Below are 15894 nucleotides of genomic sequence, written 5' to 3'. Positions count from 1 at the left end.
ATATGCGTTTAGACATTTTGCGCAATATCGTTTTTTCCGCTTTGGCCGTCGTCATCATCGCTTTGTCCTATCTTCAGATCATCCGGGGCGAGTATTATCACGATCAAAGCGTCAACAATCGCATCCGGATCATCCCTGACGACGGCCCCCGGGGAAGGATCTTTGACCGTAACGGCATCGTGCTGGCGGACAACCGGCAGGCGTTCCATCTGGGCGTTATCGCGCAGGAAGTGGAAGACAGGGACGATCTTTTTAATTTTCTTTCCGGCGTTCTCCATAAAAGTCCCGGGTATTTGAGAAAACAGTATGACCGCAAGCGCACGGCGCCGTTCGTGCCCGTGCTGTTGGCGGAGAACATTGACCGCAGGACGCTCATCACGGTTGAAGAGAACCGGTTCCGGTATCCGGGGCTGGTCGTGGAGAAAGGGTTTGAACGGGTTTATCCGTTGGGCGCGGCAGGCATCCACGCCCTGGGTTATGTGGGCAAGGTGGATCCCGGCGAATCGGACGCGTTTGCCGAATACGGCTACACGCCTTTAAGTACGACCGGTAAAAGCGGGGTGGAACGGTTTTACGATCCGCTTTTGCGCAGCCGGTCCGGGGGCCGGCAGATCGAGGTGAACGCGCGGGGCCGGCAGGTCCGGCTTTTGGGCATCAAGGAGCCGCAAAAGGGGAAGGACATCACATTGACCCTTGATGCGCGCGTGCAAACGGCTGCCGACGAGTTTTTGGCCGGGCGTCGCGGGGCGGTGGTGGTGATGGACCTGTCCAACGGCGATGTCCTGGGCCTGGTCAGTTCCCCGTCCTTTGATCCGCAAAACATCCGGAAATACCTGGACCCCGCCGTTGGCGGGGCGTCATTCATCAACCGCGCGGTCAACGCACAGTTCCCGCCGGGATCGGTGTTCAAGGTGGTGGTGGCTTCGGCGGCTTTACAGACAAAAAAGATCACGCCTGACGCGTCATTTGATTGCCCCGGTTATTATATGCTCGGCGGAACGCGTTTCGGATGCGCGCATGTTCACGGCACGCAAGATCTTTGGGACGCGCTCGCGCATTCGTGCAACGTGTATTTTTTTCATTTGGGGTTGTTGGCGGGTCCCAAATACCTGACGCAATATGCCCGGGCCCTTGGGCTTGGCCGTCCCACAGGCATTGACCTGCCCTTTGAATCCAGCGGACACCTGTCCCGCCCTTCAGGCGGGGTGACCCGGTGGTATAAGGGCAATACGTTGAATTTGTCCATCGGTCAGGGGGAAACGCTGGCAACACCCTTGCAATTGGCCGTGATGATGGCAGCGGTCGCTTCCGACGGGCTGATCCTGCGTCCGCGGCTTTTGAAAGCGGTGGACAATAAGCCCGTGGCGCCAGTGGACCTTAAACGATTGCCCCGCGTGCGGCTGCGGGATAACGTGTGGACGGTCGTGCGTGATGGTTTAAGGCGCGCGGTCACCGATGAGGCAGGAACGGCGCACGCGCTTGCTGACGTGGCGAACATGAAGATCTGGAGCAAGACCGGCACGGCCCAGGCCGGAGAAGGCAGGGCCAATCACGCGTGGCTCACCGGCTGGGCGCGTTCGGACAAAGCCGGCATCGTTTTCTGCGTTTTCCTCGAACATGGCGGCTCCAGCGCGAATGCGGTCCTGCTGACGCGCGACCTCCTGCTGCGCATGCAAAGCCAAGGGATCATATGAGATTTGTTTTCAAACTGTTTCTTACCATCCTGTTTTTTAATCCTGGCCTTGCTTTTGCCTCAGCTTTTTTACCCGGCAATACCCCCCAATCCAAGTTAACAGATCCGCAAGAAATAACTAAAAACAATACCAATACTTTAGCGGCCGATCCTAGTGATGCTTTACTGACATTGTTCAGAGAGAGGGTCACAGGCATTTTTCACGATATTGCCAAAACCAAGGGAGAGATCCAAAAATCACCAAATGATCCGAAATCATATTATCGGCGGGCCCTTTTATCTTTTGAATTGCTGCTGTTAGATGATGCCATCAGGGATTGTGCCAGCATCAAATTTTACAATCATAAACTCCAAAGTTTCTTCTATGTCCATTACTTAAGAAATTCGGGTATTTTAAAACCGGTCTATGATGAGATCATTCAACACCCCTCTTGCGGCGTAGCCGAATCCTCTGAATCTTTGAAACGGGCCTATGAAGACGTCGGGAGATTGGTTGATGTCTATGCTTATCCTGTGCGGTATGAATATGCATTTGATCCAAGCCAGGATTTATTAAGGGCGATCCAACTCGACGGTCATTATAGAGAAGCATATTTATTAAGGGCGGACCTATTAAGTTATGATAAATTTCTTGGATCAAACAAGGAATTGAATTTTTTTGATGAGCTTATTAAAAGGTTTCCTGACGATGCGTTTTCCTATATTCAAAGGACCGAATATCAAAATGAAGGACACCAGCACCTTATTGAGTCATGCAAGAGATCCCAGGACATTGACCCTGCTTTGTTTGAATCGTATTTATGTTTGTACCGTGCCTGGGAAAATAGCTATGAAGGTGATTTTTGCGAAAACAATTCCTATTGTGCTCCCCGCCTGTTGCCCCAAGAGAATGAGATTTATGCCAGATCGGACGAGGCTCCCGCGTACGGCGACCCCATTTATTACCGCAGATTTTTAAAAGAACAAATCGAAAAAGTCCAATCCCTAAACCCGGATTATCCCGGGATTGACGGTTTGGTTCGAAAGGCAAGGAAGGATTATTTAGGAGCTTTGGCGTCATTTGAAGAGGGAAAGTGCAAGTATTTGCAGTTTTATGATGAGAAGGAGAGTTGCGATAAAATTTGGCGTGACTGTAAGGAAGAATTTAAAATTTGTGATCAAGAAAAAAAGCGGTGTTATAAACAAGCTGAAAACAATTTTGAACGATGCAAGCAAGATGCCCGCGCAAGAATTAATAGTGGGCAGATTCCTGTTCAAGCTTTTCTTAATCCAGCACAATCCCCCTTACCTGAAATCAAGAAACAAATTCAGAAGGACATTGATACGGTCCAAGATTTGAAAAGGGTCGTAGATAAGGCCTCTCAAGAGACAAAAAAGATCGAATACGATCAGTTTGAAAATATTGTTGAAAATGTCGCGGCTGTTTCAAAAAGAAATGGCATTACAAAAGAAGAACTGTTATTCCCGCAAAGCCTGATTTTCGGGAATACAATACCATCCGATAATGCCGACAATGTTTCACAATTGAAGGTAAACGTCGGGGATTTGCTTATCAGTACGGCGCGATTAGGGGTCGGGTCGATCCCGGTCATTGGCAATGTCGTGTCCATGTATGAGTTTTTGAGCGGCAAAGATCTGTTTACCGGTGAACGATTAGGTGGCTTAGAAAGAACTATCAGTTGTCTGGGAATATTTGTTGGAAGCGGTAAGGCCTGGGCAGCGGTTGCCGGCGGAATGGAGAAGGGATTAGCGGGTCAGCTGGCTTCTAAAGTGATACGGGATATACCTGAAGGGAGAAAAAGTTTAGATAAGGCGGTGTCTGTATTTAAAAACAGTTTAACTAAAAATACTGAAACAGCCCTTGGTGAAGCAGAGGCAAAGGCAGTATTGCATGGTCCTCCTACAGTCGGACAGAAAGTTTACCGTATTATTGGTAAAGATGTGAATAAGAATATTGATGCAAAAGGAGCGGAACCATTTGCCCCCTCTTGGACACCAATCAATCCCAGTTTGAGTCCAAATCCACGAAGTAGTTTAGGTCTGCCAGATCAAAATAAAGGAAGATTTGTTGTTGAAGGTAGGATTGTTGCTGTAAAAGATATTAAAGTGAAGCCAGCAGATGAATTGCACGGTAATCCAGGTCAAGAAATAGAATATTTTATTCCAGATTCTGAATCCCAGATTAAAATAGAAAGAGTTTCAGGTGTAAATCCGGAATTTTAGTTTAAAGGATCTATTTATGACAATGATTGAACCGAGTGGTGACCCGATAATCGACATTTTAATTTATAAACTTTCTGTTTTTTCTCCTAAGATCGATAGTCTTATCAGAGAATTGGATAAACATATGCCTCAGGATCAATTAGAAAAATTGATGGATTGGTTTTTTCCCCCGCCTTTAGATGAGATGGAGATTATTTTGACTGAAAAACTGAAAGAATTAGAAAAGGAGGCAAAAGATCGAGGTTGGGACCTGGATTTAATTAAGAAGAATTCCAAGGAAGGGAAAAGATTCAGTGCCATGACCGTCAATGAAAGGTTATTTGCAGCTAAATTATCAGAGGTATTTGATTTAGCAGTCAATAAAAGAGATAAGGAACAACTCCTTGAAATTTTAAAGAAAGTTGAGTTAAGTGATGAACAGGCAAATTCCACCATTGATGCGATCTTTTCAAACCCCAAAAAGTATGGTTATGAATAGTTGATCAATCCTTGATCTTGGCGCCTTCCTAAAATTTCCGATTTCATCCTTGCGGCTCCCTTTCGACGAGGATATAATTAACTCATTATTATAAATATAAAATATTCCTAAAATTGAAACAGGAGGCAGGCGATGTTCAAATGTTCTGCATTTGCCGTTATTGCTTTAAGTGTTCTTTGGGGAGGCAATGCTTTTGCGGCCGGTTCGGGTTCGTTTCGTGTTGAAACGCCCGATGCGGGCGCCATGGGTAAGGGCTCTGCTTTTGTCGGTCAGGCCAACACTCCAGCAGCCATTTATTATAACCCAGCCGGTTTGACCCAGATCAGGGATACACAGGTGTCCGTCGGATCAGCGCTGATCGCTCCACAGGTGGATTACAAGAATTTTGCCGGTGATAAAACACAGATGCGCCGCGATACGTTTTTTGTGCCGCACGCGTATTTAGCCGTTCCCATCAATAATAAATTGTCCCTCGGCGTGGGAGAAACTTCTTATTTCGGCCTTGGCACGAACTGGGCGCAGGACAGCAATTTGCGTTATGTGGCCACTGAATCTGTGATCGAAAACAAGGATTATATGCTGACCGCGGCTTATCAGGTGACGGACCAATGGTCTTTGGCTGTCAGCGCGGACAATGATCATTCTAAAGCCAATAAGAAAAAGAAACTGCCTCAAACGGGCGGTACCGACGGCGATTTTCAATTGAAAGCCAGGGACAACGCGTGGGGTTATCGGCTGGCCACGATGTATAAGGTCAATGACCGCCATCAACTCGGTTTGATGTACCGCAGCCGTATCAAGCATATTTATGAAGGTAAGGGGTATTTGAACAACCTGAACAGCAGCGGAAGCAATTACCAGGCGATTTTCGGAGGCACGGCTTATGAGACCACGTTGACCGAGAAATTCACCTTGCCCCAAAGTGTTGTGCTGGGCTACAGTTTTAAGCCCACGAACAAGTGGACCGTTAATCTTGATGTGGAATGGATGGACTGGTCCAGCGTTAAGAATGAGGCCGTTAATTGGAGGGATGAAACAGACACCACGCGGTTGCTGGTCTTAAACGACGGGAACCCCGCGTCGCGGGACTGGAAGTCGGTGTGGTCCCAGGCCGTTGGCGCGGAGTATGCGGCCAACGACCGTTTGCGCCTGCGCGGCGGGTATTATCATCACAATACGCCTATTCCCCAGACCACCTGGGATCCCCGTTTGCCGGACAGCGATTCCCACGGCATCACGACCGGCTTGGGCTATGACCTGACCCCGCGTTTGACCCTGGATCTGGCCTACTCGGCCTTGATCTATGAACACAGGAAGATCGATAACGATGTCGGCTCCTCCAGCGGCGCCACCGTTGATGGGGATTATAAACAATTTACGAATATTGGCCTTATGACATTAACCTATAAATTTTAATTTTAAGCTTTTTATGAGTCCTAAAACTGTAATTCAGGAAGTAGAAGATTTTTTTGGTAAACAATTGCCTTTTGATCTTCGGGATAGATACAGCAATAAAGAAATTCTTCTAAAAGCTGATCAAAAGAAAATGATGACTGTTCTTGCTTTTACTCCCCCTTTCTTAAGGGCGAATAAAATTATTATTTTTAAGAGCGATAACTCCCGGCCAGAATGTACGAGCAGTATTGTTGTAGGAAGTATTTCTCGGCAAGATACAAAAGGCCATTATAATGAAACCATATATCTGGCATTGGCAGGTTTATTGATGCCGTCTTCTGGGACAGTTCACGTTGCTTTTCAATATCCCGAATTTACACCTCAAGCAGTAGAAGCAGAGCATGTTTTCTTAGCAAATGGTGCATTGAATAATGGCCTAATACAACCTAGAAAAGAAGGGACGACGTTTTATGCTGAAACTAGAATTATAAAGAAGAAATTACAGCTTGTTTTTGGTACGACCAAGATTTTCTTCGGTGTCTCCGCATTTGGTGAGATAACCTCTGTGAAGTTTTATTTAACAAATAAAGATTTAATTTGGAAGGCCGTTGAAGTACCAGAGGTTGGATAGTGTTATTAAAAGCCTATCTGCTTTTTTTCTTCGCTTTCGCCTATTTTCTTTTTTCCGCATTTATTTTATTCAAAGGTCACAATAAATTTCTAGCTCGTTTTTTTGCCATCTTTGCAAATTCCATGACTTTATGGTCTTTTGGTCTTGGTATGTTTTTTTTGGTCTCTGATAAGTCGGGAGAGTTGTTTTGGGCGAAGTTTTTGTATTCCACAGGAGGCTTTATTGCTCCATCGTTTCTTCTTTTTGCATATTGTTATTCCTACGCGCAATCCAAAATTTTTCAATTTAGAACTTTATTAGTTTTTTCTCCCATGATTCTTCTTTCCTATCTGATTTTTGAGACAGATATGATTATAAAAGGTGTTTTTGTTGATAATGGAGTGAAAGGGTTTATTTATGGTCCGAGTAAAATATTGTGGGATGTGCAGCTATGTGCCTTGCTGCTTTTTGCTTTTATACGGTTTTTTCAAAATTTTATAAGATCTGAAGGAATTTTAAAACTTCAACTCAAGTATATTACCATAGCAAATCTCACCATTGCTTTAATGTCAGGAGCTAGCAACGTTTATTTATTATGGTTTCGAGTATTTGATTATATCTGGCTTGGCCCTCCCTTAACGATTTTTTGGTTCATCATAGTTAGCTATACAATAGTTAAATATCAACTAATGGATATTCGTGTAGCAATTACTAGGGCTACCACTTTCATTATTGTTTATACTCTTGTATTAGGCATTCCTATTTGGGTCGGTTTCAAATTATTAGGCCAAGGCCTATGGTTAATACCTATTACACTAATGGGATTCCTTGCTACGGTAGGGCCGTTTATTTATTTATTTTTACAAAAAAGGGCGGAAGACCAGTTATTGCAGGAGCAACGCCGCTACCAGACGACATTGCGTCAGGCCTCTACGGGGATGAGCAGGGTAAAGGACTTAAAGAAATTGCTGAACCTGATCGTTTATATCGTCACCCGCGCGGTCCGTCTGGACCATGCTTTGGTGTATATGCATGACCGGCCTAAGAATCAGTTTATTCTGGGTGCTCATAAGCGCCGCAGCGGCAATGTCACCTTTATCAAAACCATTGCGGATGATTCGCCTTTGATAACCTATTTGGTCGAAACCGGCGCTCCCATCGTTTATGAAGAGCTTAAGCAAAAGATCCAGGATTACGCTGATCAGGACCTGGTTGCCGTTGAGAAGATCGTGGCGGCATTGGAAGGAGACCTGGTTTTGCCTATTTTGATCGAGAAGCGCTTATTAGCCATTATTATTTTAGGTAAGAAAGAATCCGGAAAATTATATAGCGAAGACGACTTATCTGTGTTTTCCATTTTGGCAAATCAGACGGCTTTGGCCATTGAGAATGCCCAATTTTATGAAGACATGAAAATCACACAACAGCAGTTGTTCCAGGCGGAAAAGATGGCCACCATCGGGACCATGGCCGACGGCCTGTCGCATCAGATCAATAACCGTTTTCATGCCCTCGGCTTTATTGCCGGCGATGCTTTGGATTCCTTGAAATTGAGCAAGAATATGGAGGGTTCTGACAAGGTCAAAGAACTTTTAGCGGACCTTGAGCGGGCTTTCAACCGCGTGCAGGAGAATGTGGTGCAGGGGGGCGAGGTCGTGCAGGGCCTTTTGAAATACACGCGCAAAGGCGATGCCGGTTTCGCGGCCATTGATTTTAACCAGGCCTTCAAGTCCGCTTTTGAAATGGCCCAATTCAAGATCAAGGTGCAGGAACTTCAGGTGGTGCACGCCTATGACCCGCAGAATATCCCCAAGATCAAAGGGAATTTTACGCAACTGCAGGAGGTTTTCTTTAACCTCATCGATAACGCTTATGACGCGATGATGCAAAGAAAGACCGAAAAGCAAGAGCCGCAGTATCAGCCGACACTGACGGTCCGTGTGGCGCCGGAGGATGGTTGGGTTGAGATTATCTTTGAGGACAATGGCATGGGAGTGAAAAAAGAAGACGTCCATAAATTATTCACGCCTTTTTTTACCACCAAACTTTCCAGCAAGAAAGGCACGGGCCTCGGGCTTTATGTGATCAAGAAGATCATTGAGGACAATCATAAAGGAAAAGTGGAAATGTTGTCCGATTATATGGCCGGGACACGGATGAAATTGCGTCTTCCCGTTGCTGTTGAATGATATTTTTATTAAAATATAAAGGGGTTTGATATGTCCAAACTTTTGATCGTGGATGATGAGTCGGACATCCGGGAATTCGCGAAGAGTTTTTTTAAAAAACGCGGCATTGAGGTCCTGACGGCCTCCGGCGGCCGTGAGGCCCTGGATCTGATCATCAAGAACAAGCCCCAACTTGTTTTGCTGGATGTGCGCATGGAGGAAATGACCGGAATAGAGGTCTTGCGCGAATTGCGTAAAACAGACAAGCAGACCAAGGTCATCATGGTCACCGGCGTCGAGGATGAAGCGGTCATTAAAGAAGCCAATGCCCTGGGCGTCATCAGTTATGTCCACAAACCTCTTATCCTTGAGGAACTCGAGAAGATCGTTTTAAGCCAGATGGCTTCCTAATGTCCACCAAGATCGATTATAAGAAAGAACTGGAATCCGCGGCCAAGGGGATGATCCTCATCCACGATCCCCGGCTTTTGATCAAACTCATCGTCCGTTCCATTGTCCAAAAGGTCCGTATCCAGCATGCCGGCATGATCCTCTATGACCCTGTTAAGGACAATTATGTCCTGTCCATTTCCCGCGGAGAGCAGGGCGCCAGGATCCCGGAGGGCTTTGTCCGTTTTGACCGCAACCACCCCATCATCAAGTTGTTCATTGAAAAGGAATACAAATACCTTGTCGGGAACCGCAACGCGATCCTGGCCGAGGACATCAATAAAATGATATGGAAGGAAAGCGTCATTTCCAACGGCAACGGCAGTAAAAAACTCCTGCATGACGTCAGCCATCAAATGCCGAAACTCAATGCCGTGGCCTGCGTGCCGGCTTATCATCAGCATATGCTTTTGGCGATCTTATTATTGGGGGAGAAATACGATAAAACGCGTTTTGACCAGGAAGAACTGGATTTCTTTTCCGCGCTGGCTTCTGACGTGGCCATGGCCATACGCAATGCCGAATTGTTCGAGGATTTAAAGAGGGAAGCGGAACGCAACCGTAATCTTTTCATCCAGACCACGATCGCCCTGGGGTCGGCCATTGAAGCCAAGGACGCTTATACGCACGGCCATACCGAGCGCGTCACGAAATACGCCCTTGCGGTCGCGCGGCAAATGGAAGCCAACGGGACAGCGGATTTCCCTCCCAAATTTTTTGAGAACCTTTATATCGCCGGATTATTGCACGACATCGGGAAGATCGGCGTGCCAGAGTCCATTTTGTGCAAGCAGGACAAATTGACGCCGCAAGAGTATGAGATCATGAAAACCCACACCACCCGCGGGGCGGAAATACTTTCACCCCTGACGGGTTTTGAGGAATGCATCAACGGCGTCAAATACCACCACGAGCGTTATGACGGCGCCGGTTATCCGGATGGTTTAAAAGGAGAATCCATTCCGATGATCGCGGCCATTATCGCCGTGGCAGACACATTTGATGCCATCACCACCGACCGTTCTTACCGCAAGGGTTTGAGCAAAGAGATCGCCCTCGCGGAGATCCAGAAATATTCCGGCAAGCAGTTCAACCCCAGGCCGGTGCGGGCCATCGTTGAACTCTATCACAAAGGGGAATTATAAAGGCAGTTCGATCACGAACGCCGTGCCCCTGTCTTTTTCACTTTCCGCAAATATTTTTCCCTGATGTCCCCGCACAATTTCGTATGTTATAGAGAGCCCAAGCCCGGTGCCGTGGTCTTTTTTGGTGAAGAACGGGTCAAAAATGTGGGCGATATCTTCATTTCTGATCCCGCATCCGGTATCCTGGATCTTGATCAGGGCGTATTGCAGGTCGGAAGAAGGGAGGGTGGTCACGGTGACGGCGCCGCCCGTCGGCATGGCTTCCATGGCATTCAGCAGTATATTCAACAGGGCTTGTTTGAATTGATTGGGGTCCAGATTCAATATCGCCGGCGTTGTCAGGCTATAGTCCTTATGAACGTTAATTTTGTGTTTCAGAAAATCATTGCTTAAGATCTCCAATGTTTGGTCTAAAAGGGCGTGGATGGGCGTTGGCTTTATCTGAAGGGGAGCTGGTTTGGCAAAGTCCAGGAGTTCATGAACCAGAGCGTTGATGCGGTCGATCTCATGGGCGATCATGGGCTGGAATTTCTTGAGGAATTCTTTGTCATCCATTTTTCGGGGCAGGAATTCGCTGAAGGTTTTGAGGACCGTCAGCGGGTTTTTGATCTCATGCGCCATGCCGCTGGCCAGGATGGCGATGGATTTCAGGCGTTCGGATTGAACAATTTCTCGTCGTAATTGTTCATTTTGTTCTGCTAGTTGGAAGAAATTACCCATAAAGAAATATTTTTCGATAAAAGATTGGATGATGTTCTTAAGCGGAATAAAAATGAGCGTAATGAATGAGGCCAAGGTCACGGAGATCAACAATGATTTATAACCAAGCATCTCTTGGAATATACGTTCGGCTAAATATATGGAACTAAAATAGAATACAGTCAGTATTGCGATCAATATTGAATAAACTAGGCTCTTTTTAACAATAATGTGTATATCCATTAATTGATATTTTAAAATAGCGTATGTGATAAAGATTGTATAGAGCGAAACGAAGAAATTTCCGAAAGGAGGAATTGGGATATTATAACAGAGAGGGAAATTCGTTGCTCCCCCTATATAAGCGATGAGTATTCCGTAAAATAGATATTTTAATTGTAGATTCTTTATTCCTACACTTATTTTCATTTTTTTATAAATAATAAGTAGCGAATAGCCGACGATAAGAACATATTCTAAGAAAAGAAGAATATAATACTTTCCGGCTATTGGCCAATAGGGAAAAATTAATTGTTTTTCTGTTCCTAGTATGTATAGGTCAGTAAATCCTACAGTACTGGATAGTATTAAATTAAATAGGTAGAGTAAGAAAATAATTTTCTTATGTTTTTGATATTCATTTAATAGGTAGCAACTGAAATGAAGAAATGCGCAGGGTATAAACAATGCTGATATGTTTATTATTTTTACATAAAAAAGAGCATTTTCTGGATTATCAGCAGTAAGCCAAAGCAAATAAAAAATTGCCCACATGGACACACAAAATGTGTATAAAGCGAATGTTTGATTTGTTTTTGCTTTTGGGTTAGTGAAGAGGACAAAAAAGCAGGATAAAAGACTGGTCAGTGCATTAAGAAATGAACTAATGATAAAATAAATCATGACCAATTAGTTAATGAATATTTCGTTTAACAACCTCTAAAATCTCTTCCGCCTTGAACGGTTTGATGATGTACCCCGACGCTCCCAGACGCGCGGCTTCGGCGGCTGTTTCCACCGACCGGTAGCCGGTGACCATGATGATCTTCACCTCGGGATATTTTGATTTGATCTCCTGCAGGACATCCAGACCATTGACCCTGGGCATCTTTATGTCCAAGAGCGCTACTTTGATGTCTTTTGCGTTCGCCAATGTGTGCAGGGCCTGTTCGCCGCTGTCCACGACCACCAGGTCGTAATGGTCGCACAAAATGAGTTTTAAGGACTCGCGGATACCTTCCTCGTCATCACAGATCAAAATTTTTCCTGACATAGCCATCTCCTTGGTTTTTGGGGATTGTTTTAAAGGGATACCGGCGTGCCCACGCACAGTACGCGCGCGGTTGACCTTCCTTTATTGATGAAATGATGGGGAAGGGAAGAATCAAAATAGAATGTATTGTGTTTGCTCAAACGGAATTTCGCCCCGTTGATGTCTGCCTCAACCACGCCCTCCAGGACAAAAATGAATTTTTCCGTGCCCGGCTGGTTTTGTTCCGTGTTCGTCTTGCCGTTCGCCTCAATACGGATCAATACCGGCATCATTTTTTTCTTCAGGACGTTTTTGGTGAGGATCTCATAAGAAGAGCGTTCGCTGTGCCTGAAAATATCTGCGCCGCTCTGGTCCGGCCCTACATCCAGGATCGCGGACTTCTGGTCAATGCCGCGGTATAATTCCGTCACGTCAATGCCCAGCGCCTTGGCGATATTGATGTGCGACTCCAGCGTGCCCACCATTTTCATGTTCTCAATGCGGCTCAACGTGGCCAGCTGGACCCCGCTTTTCTTGGAGAGTTCCGTCAAAGACATTTTTTGCGCCTTGCGGATGGTTTCAACTTTCTTCCCTATATACATACAACCCCCTTTGGATGAGATGGACGATAGCATTAGAATAGCATATATTGTTGGATTTGCAATTTTATTTTGATATTCTTGATATTATGGCATGAAATTGACTATTAATAAATAAATGACTTGACAAAAAATCAATGTATGTTATCGTTGCTTTGTTCACAACCAAGGGAGGGCATATGAACGAAACGCTTTTAGATGTCAAGGTCGGCAGTATCCATCGTCTTGCGGAAGGGCGGGTCAAGGCATTTGTTGATATCGTTGTCAATGATGCCATCCTCATTAAGGGGGTCAGGGTCATTGAAGGAAAGAAGGGAATGTTCGTGTCCATGCCTTCCGAGCAGGGGAAGGATGAAAAGTGGTATGACCGCGTGCGCTGTTTGAGCGATGAGGTCAAAGACCTGGTTTCAGAAAGGGTCCTTGAGGGCTATCGCCTGAGCCGGCATGATCTTTAATATTTGATATTATTCGAAAGCGTCCATTGGACCTCGGTGGGGCTTAAAGGTGTTCGAACGCTGATAGGCCCGGGGACCACCGCGCTCCTCCGCCGCAACACGATCGCCGGACGCTTCGAATTTTTTTCTTGATTCCCTCTCAAAGTGGTATATACTTTTAGTGATACCACAGGAGGGGAAAATGAAAGCGATCTCATTGAAGATAAAAGACGATATTTTTAAAGATCTGGAAGAAGTGGTGAAAGAGGTGCATTTGTCCCGCAATGCATACATTAATAAGGCCTTGGAATTTTATAATAAGATCAATCGCAAGCGGAAATGGCGCCAGCAATTGCGCAAGGCGTCCAGACTGGTCGGAGCGGATTCGTTGGCTCTCTTGCGGGAGATCGAAGGCATAGACCCTCATCTGCTTGAATGAAAATATCTAAATTCCATATTTATTTGGCAGATCTGGACCCGGCTTTTGGCACAGAGCCGGGCAAGACCCGTCCGGTTGTCGTCGTACAGACGGACGACATCAATGATATCCATACAAGCACAGTCGTTTGTTTATTAACTTCAAGGCTTAGAAACGATGCCGCCCCTTTAAGGGTCAGGGTCCTTGCCAAAGAATCTTTGTTGCCGTTTGATTCCGACATTATGACCGATCAAATCCGCGCCATTGATAACCACCGTTTCAAGCAACATCTGGGCAAGCTCAGTGACCGTCAATGCGACGCGTTATTAGAGAACCTGAAGAATTTGATCCTCGAATAATCCCGCTTTTGATTTGACACCGACCGTCGGTTTGCGTTACCATAACTCATCATGCTCGACCTAAGGTTCATTCGCGATAATCCCGACCAGGTCAAGGCCGGCCTTGAGGCCAGACACGCCAAGGCCGATCTCAACCGTCTTTTGGAACTAGACAGCCAGCGCCGGAAATTGCTGGTTGATCTTGAAGACCTTAAAGCCAAAAAGAATATTGCCAATGACGAGATCGGCCGGCTCATTAAGGAAAAATGCGATCCTAAGGCGAAGATCGGTCCCATGAAGGCCATTGCCCAGAAGGTGGATGCCATGGAGCCGGTCATCAAGGGTATTGAAGGGCAAATTCAGGACATTCTGCTGGGCATCCCCAACATCCCTCACAGTTCCGTTCCCGTCGGCGGGGCCGAGGCCAATAAAGAGATCAACCGTTGGGGCAAAGCGCCGAAACCGGATTTTAAACCCAAGACGCATATTGAGATCGCCGAAGCGCTGGACATCATTGATTTTAAAAGGGGCGCGAAATTAAGCGGTTCCAATTTTGTCCTTTATAAAGACCTCGGGGCGCGGCTGGAGAGGGCTTTATACAATTTTATGCTGGATACGCACACCCGCGAACACGGTTATTGCGAAATGTCCCCGCCGGTTTTGGTCAATGCCGCGTCCATGACAGGGACCGGGCAATTGCCCAAGATGAAAGAGGACATGTATCATCTGCCATCCGATGATCTTTATTTGATCCCCACGGCCGAGGTCCCGGTCACTAATATCCACCGTGATGAAACGCTCAATGAAGAGGACCTGCCTCTTTATTACACCGCTTATACCACGTGTTTCCGGCGGGAGGCGGGTTCTTATGGCAAGGACACCCGCGGGCTCGTGCGCATCCACCAATTTGATAAAGTGGAATTAGTCAAATTCGTCAAACCGGAAAATTCTTATGAGGAATTGGAATCCTTATTGGCTGATGCCTGCAAGATATTTCAATTGTTGGGTATTCCTTATCGGGTGTTGTTGCTGGCCAGCGGTGACTTGAGTTTTGCCGCCGCCAAATGCTACGACATCGAGGTGTACGCGGCCGGTTTGGACAAATGGCTGGAGGCCTCCAGTTGTTCAAATTTTGAGGATTTTCAGGCCCGCCGGGCGAACATCCGCTACAAAGGTAAGGACGGCAAAAAGTCCGCTTTCGTCCACACCCTCAACGGTTCCGGCGTTGCCCTGCCGCGGACCATGGCCGCCATTCTGGAAAATTACCAGACCAAGGAAGGGGACGTCATTGTCCCCGAAGTCCTTCGTCCTTACATGGGCGGCGTTGAGCGTATCGGGAGGAAAAAGTGAAACAAGGATTATTGACCATCCTGAAATTCCTTCTCTTTTTATTGGTCCTGCCGTTGGTCGTTGCCTGCGTTTTGGCGTTCCAGGACCAGTTCTTGGGCGTTCCCGTCCATAAAGAACAATGGCTGTTGTGGGGCATTGCGGCTTATACCATCCTGCATTTATTCCTTTATGATTTTAAAGAAGTTTATGGGTTCGGCCGCTCCGTTGTCGCGAAGATCTTTTCTTTTTTGGGGCCGTCCGCCGACATGGCCGGGGCCGTCGTTCCCATCTACGCGATCTTGGTCATTTGTCTGGGGTTGGTTCTCAACGCGCTGGGTTATGGCGCTTATGAGCGGCTTGTGCTTTTTTTATTGGCATTCGCGGCCGCCCTGCATGTCATCGGCACTGCCCGTCAACTTTATGAATCGGATCCCAGCCCGATGAAAGGCCAGTATCTCGTGTCTTTCGGGCTGGTCCTGTCCGCCAATCTCATCATCCTCGCCGCCGTCATCATTCCCCTGTTGCCGGAGTTCTCCTTCATCGCCTTCATCAAGTCCCTGGCCCACCGCATTGCTGTGTATTACACATACGTCTATAAAGTTCTTTTCATTCCTCGCTGATTGACTTGACCGACGGGGAATGTTACTATTGCATCGGAGAGGT

At 46.5% G+C, this 15894-nt stretch carries 16 protein-coding genes; 13 read left to right on the top strand and 3 right to left on the bottom strand.

What is annotated here, in order from left to right:
• Window positions 1-2 precede the first annotated feature (2 nt).
• From mrdA to Q7K71_05620, 8 genes are all read left to right on the top strand, one after another.
• Window positions 3-1694 carry a penicillin-binding protein 2 gene (mrdA, locus tag Q7K71_05655; GenBank protein MDO8675581.1) on the top strand — a complete coding sequence of 564 codons (1692 nt, stop codon included), beginning with the start codon at window positions 3-5 and terminating at the stop codon, window positions 1692-1694.
• A complete protein-coding gene (locus Q7K71_05650; protein ID MDO8675580.1) occupies window positions 1691-3916 on the top strand; it encodes a pre-toxin TG domain-containing protein in 2226 nt (741 codons plus the stop codon). The genes mrdA and Q7K71_05650 overlap by 4 nt, the downstream gene beginning before the upstream one ends.
• A 16-nt stretch (window positions 3917-3932) precedes the next feature.
• Window positions 3933-4394, top strand: a complete 462-nt coding sequence (locus Q7K71_05645; protein MDO8675579.1) for a hypothetical protein — start codon at window positions 3933-3935, stop codon at window positions 4392-4394.
• Window positions 4395-4526: 132 nt separating this feature from the next.
• Complete coding sequence (locus tag Q7K71_05640; GenBank protein MDO8675578.1) at window positions 4527-5810, top strand: OmpP1/FadL family transporter; 1284 nt, start codon at window positions 4527-4529, stop codon at window positions 5808-5810.
• Between the two features lie 13 nt (window positions 5811-5823).
• Window positions 5824-6420, top strand: coding sequence for a hypothetical protein (locus tag Q7K71_05635; GenBank protein MDO8675577.1), 597 nt, complete (start codon window positions 5824-5826; stop codon window positions 6418-6420).
• Window positions 6421-7286: 866 nt separating this feature from the next.
• Window positions 7287-8588: an ATP-binding protein gene (locus Q7K71_05630; protein ID MDO8675576.1), complete on the top strand. Its 1302-nt coding sequence runs from the start codon at window positions 7287-7289 to the stop codon at window positions 8586-8588.
• 30 nt (window positions 8589-8618) lie between these two features.
• Window positions 8619-8978: a response regulator gene (locus Q7K71_05625; protein ID MDO8675575.1), complete on the top strand. Its 360-nt coding sequence runs from the start codon at window positions 8619-8621 to the stop codon at window positions 8976-8978.
• The gene (locus tag Q7K71_05620; protein MDO8675574.1) at window positions 8978-10162 is read left to right on the top strand and encodes an HD domain-containing protein; all 1185 of its coding nucleotides are present in this window, start codon (window positions 8978-8980) and stop codon (window positions 10160-10162) included. Before Q7K71_05625 ends, Q7K71_05620 begins: the two co-directional genes overlap by 1 nt.
• Here the strand turns inward: Q7K71_05620 and Q7K71_05615 are convergent.
• The 3 genes from Q7K71_05615 to Q7K71_05605 all read right to left on the bottom strand — a co-directional run bounded on the left by Q7K71_05615 (window position 10157) and on the right by Q7K71_05605 (window position 12715).
• Window positions 10157-10993 carry an ATP-binding protein gene (locus Q7K71_05615; protein ID MDO8675573.1) on the bottom strand — a complete coding sequence of 279 codons (837 nt, stop codon included), beginning with the start codon at window positions 10991-10993 and terminating at the stop codon, window positions 10157-10159. The two genes, Q7K71_05620 and Q7K71_05615, sit on opposite strands and share 6 nt — an antisense overlap.
• A 781-nt stretch (window positions 10994-11774) precedes the next feature.
• On the bottom strand, window positions 11775-12134 hold the full coding sequence (locus Q7K71_05610; protein MDO8675572.1) for a response regulator: 360 nt from the start codon (window positions 12132-12134) through the stop codon (window positions 11775-11777).
• A gap of 29 nt (window positions 12135-12163) precedes the next feature.
• Entirely contained in the window at window positions 12164-12715 is a 552-nt protein-coding gene (locus Q7K71_05605) for an XRE family transcriptional regulator (GenBank protein MDO8675571.1), read from the bottom strand.
• A gap of 176 nt (window positions 12716-12891) precedes the next feature.
• Here Q7K71_05605 and Q7K71_05600 point away from each other — a divergent pair, with 176 nt between their 5' ends.
• From Q7K71_05600 to Q7K71_05580, 5 genes are all read left to right on the top strand, one after another.
• On the top strand, window positions 12892-13167 hold the full coding sequence (locus tag Q7K71_05600) for a septation protein SpoVG family protein (protein MDO8675570.1): 276 nt from the start codon (window positions 12892-12894) through the stop codon (window positions 13165-13167).
• A gap of 181 nt (window positions 13168-13348) precedes the next feature.
• Window positions 13349-13585: a hypothetical protein gene (locus Q7K71_05595; GenBank protein MDO8675569.1), complete on the top strand. Its 237-nt coding sequence runs from the start codon at window positions 13349-13351 to the stop codon at window positions 13583-13585.
• Window positions 13582-13923, top strand: coding sequence for a type II toxin-antitoxin system PemK/MazF family toxin (locus tag Q7K71_05590; protein ID MDO8675568.1), 342 nt, complete (start codon window positions 13582-13584; stop codon window positions 13921-13923). Before Q7K71_05595 ends, Q7K71_05590 begins: the two co-directional genes overlap by 4 nt.
• 51 nt (window positions 13924-13974) lie before the next feature.
• Entirely contained in the window at window positions 13975-15252 is a 1278-nt protein-coding gene (gene serS / locus Q7K71_05585) for a serine--tRNA ligase (GenBank protein MDO8675567.1), read from the top strand.
• Entirely contained in the window at window positions 15249-15851 is a 603-nt protein-coding gene (locus Q7K71_05580) for a hypothetical protein (protein ID MDO8675566.1), read from the top strand. The genes serS and Q7K71_05580 overlap by 4 nt, the downstream gene beginning before the upstream one ends.
• The last annotated feature ends 43 nt before the right edge of the window (window positions 15852-15894 follow it).

Source organism: Candidatus Omnitrophota bacterium (assembly GCA_030650275.1).
In the GTDB taxonomy this organism is placed as follows: domain Bacteria; phylum Omnitrophota; class Gorgyraeia; order Zapsychrales; family Fredricksoniimonadaceae; genus JACPXN01.
Note: the sequence above shows the minus strand (reverse complement) of the source record. Positions and strands in the feature narration are given on the sequence as shown.

Excerpts from the sequence above, each read along its gene's own strand:
- Q7K71_05640 (MDO8675578.1), top strand. The coding sequence starts at position 4,527 with ATGTTCAAATGTTCTGCATTTGCCGTTATTGCTTTAAGTGTTCTTTGG.
- Q7K71_05610 (MDO8675572.1), bottom strand. The coding sequence starts at position 12,134 with ATGTCAGGAAAAATTTTGATCTGTGATGACGAGGAAGGTATCCGCGAG.
- Q7K71_05615 (MDO8675573.1), bottom strand. The coding sequence starts at position 10,993 with ATGCTTGGTTATAAATCATTGTTGATCTCCGTGACCTTGGCCTCATTC.
- Q7K71_05650 (MDO8675580.1), top strand. The coding sequence starts at position 1,691 with ATGAGATTTGTTTTCAAACTGTTTCTTACCATCCTGTTTTTTAATCCT.
- Q7K71_05590 (MDO8675568.1), top strand. The coding sequence starts at position 13,582 with ATGAAAATATCTAAATTCCATATTTATTTGGCAGATCTGGACCCGGCT.
- Q7K71_05645 (MDO8675579.1), top strand. The coding sequence starts at position 3,933 with ATGACAATGATTGAACCGAGTGGTGACCCGATAATCGACATTTTAATT.
- Q7K71_05625 (MDO8675575.1), top strand. The coding sequence starts at position 8,619 with ATGTCCAAACTTTTGATCGTGGATGATGAGTCGGACATCCGGGAATTC.
- Q7K71_05595 (MDO8675569.1), top strand. The coding sequence starts at position 13,349 with ATGAAAGCGATCTCATTGAAGATAAAAGACGATATTTTTAAAGATCTG.
- Q7K71_05600 (MDO8675570.1), top strand. The coding sequence starts at position 12,892 with ATGAACGAAACGCTTTTAGATGTCAAGGTCGGCAGTATCCATCGTCTT.
- serS (MDO8675567.1), top strand. The coding sequence starts at position 13,975 with ATGCTCGACCTAAGGTTCATTCGCGATAATCCCGACCAGGTCAAGGCC.
- mrdA (MDO8675581.1), top strand. The coding sequence starts at position 3 with ATGCGTTTAGACATTTTGCGCAATATCGTTTTTTCCGCTTTGGCCGTC.
- Q7K71_05605 (MDO8675571.1), bottom strand. The coding sequence starts at position 12,715 with ATGTATATAGGGAAGAAAGTTGAAACCATCCGCAAGGCGCAAAAAATG.
- Q7K71_05635 (MDO8675577.1), top strand. The coding sequence starts at position 5,824 with ATGAGTCCTAAAACTGTAATTCAGGAAGTAGAAGATTTTTTTGGTAAA.
- Q7K71_05620 (MDO8675574.1), top strand. The coding sequence starts at position 8,978 with ATGTCCACCAAGATCGATTATAAGAAAGAACTGGAATCCGCGGCCAAG.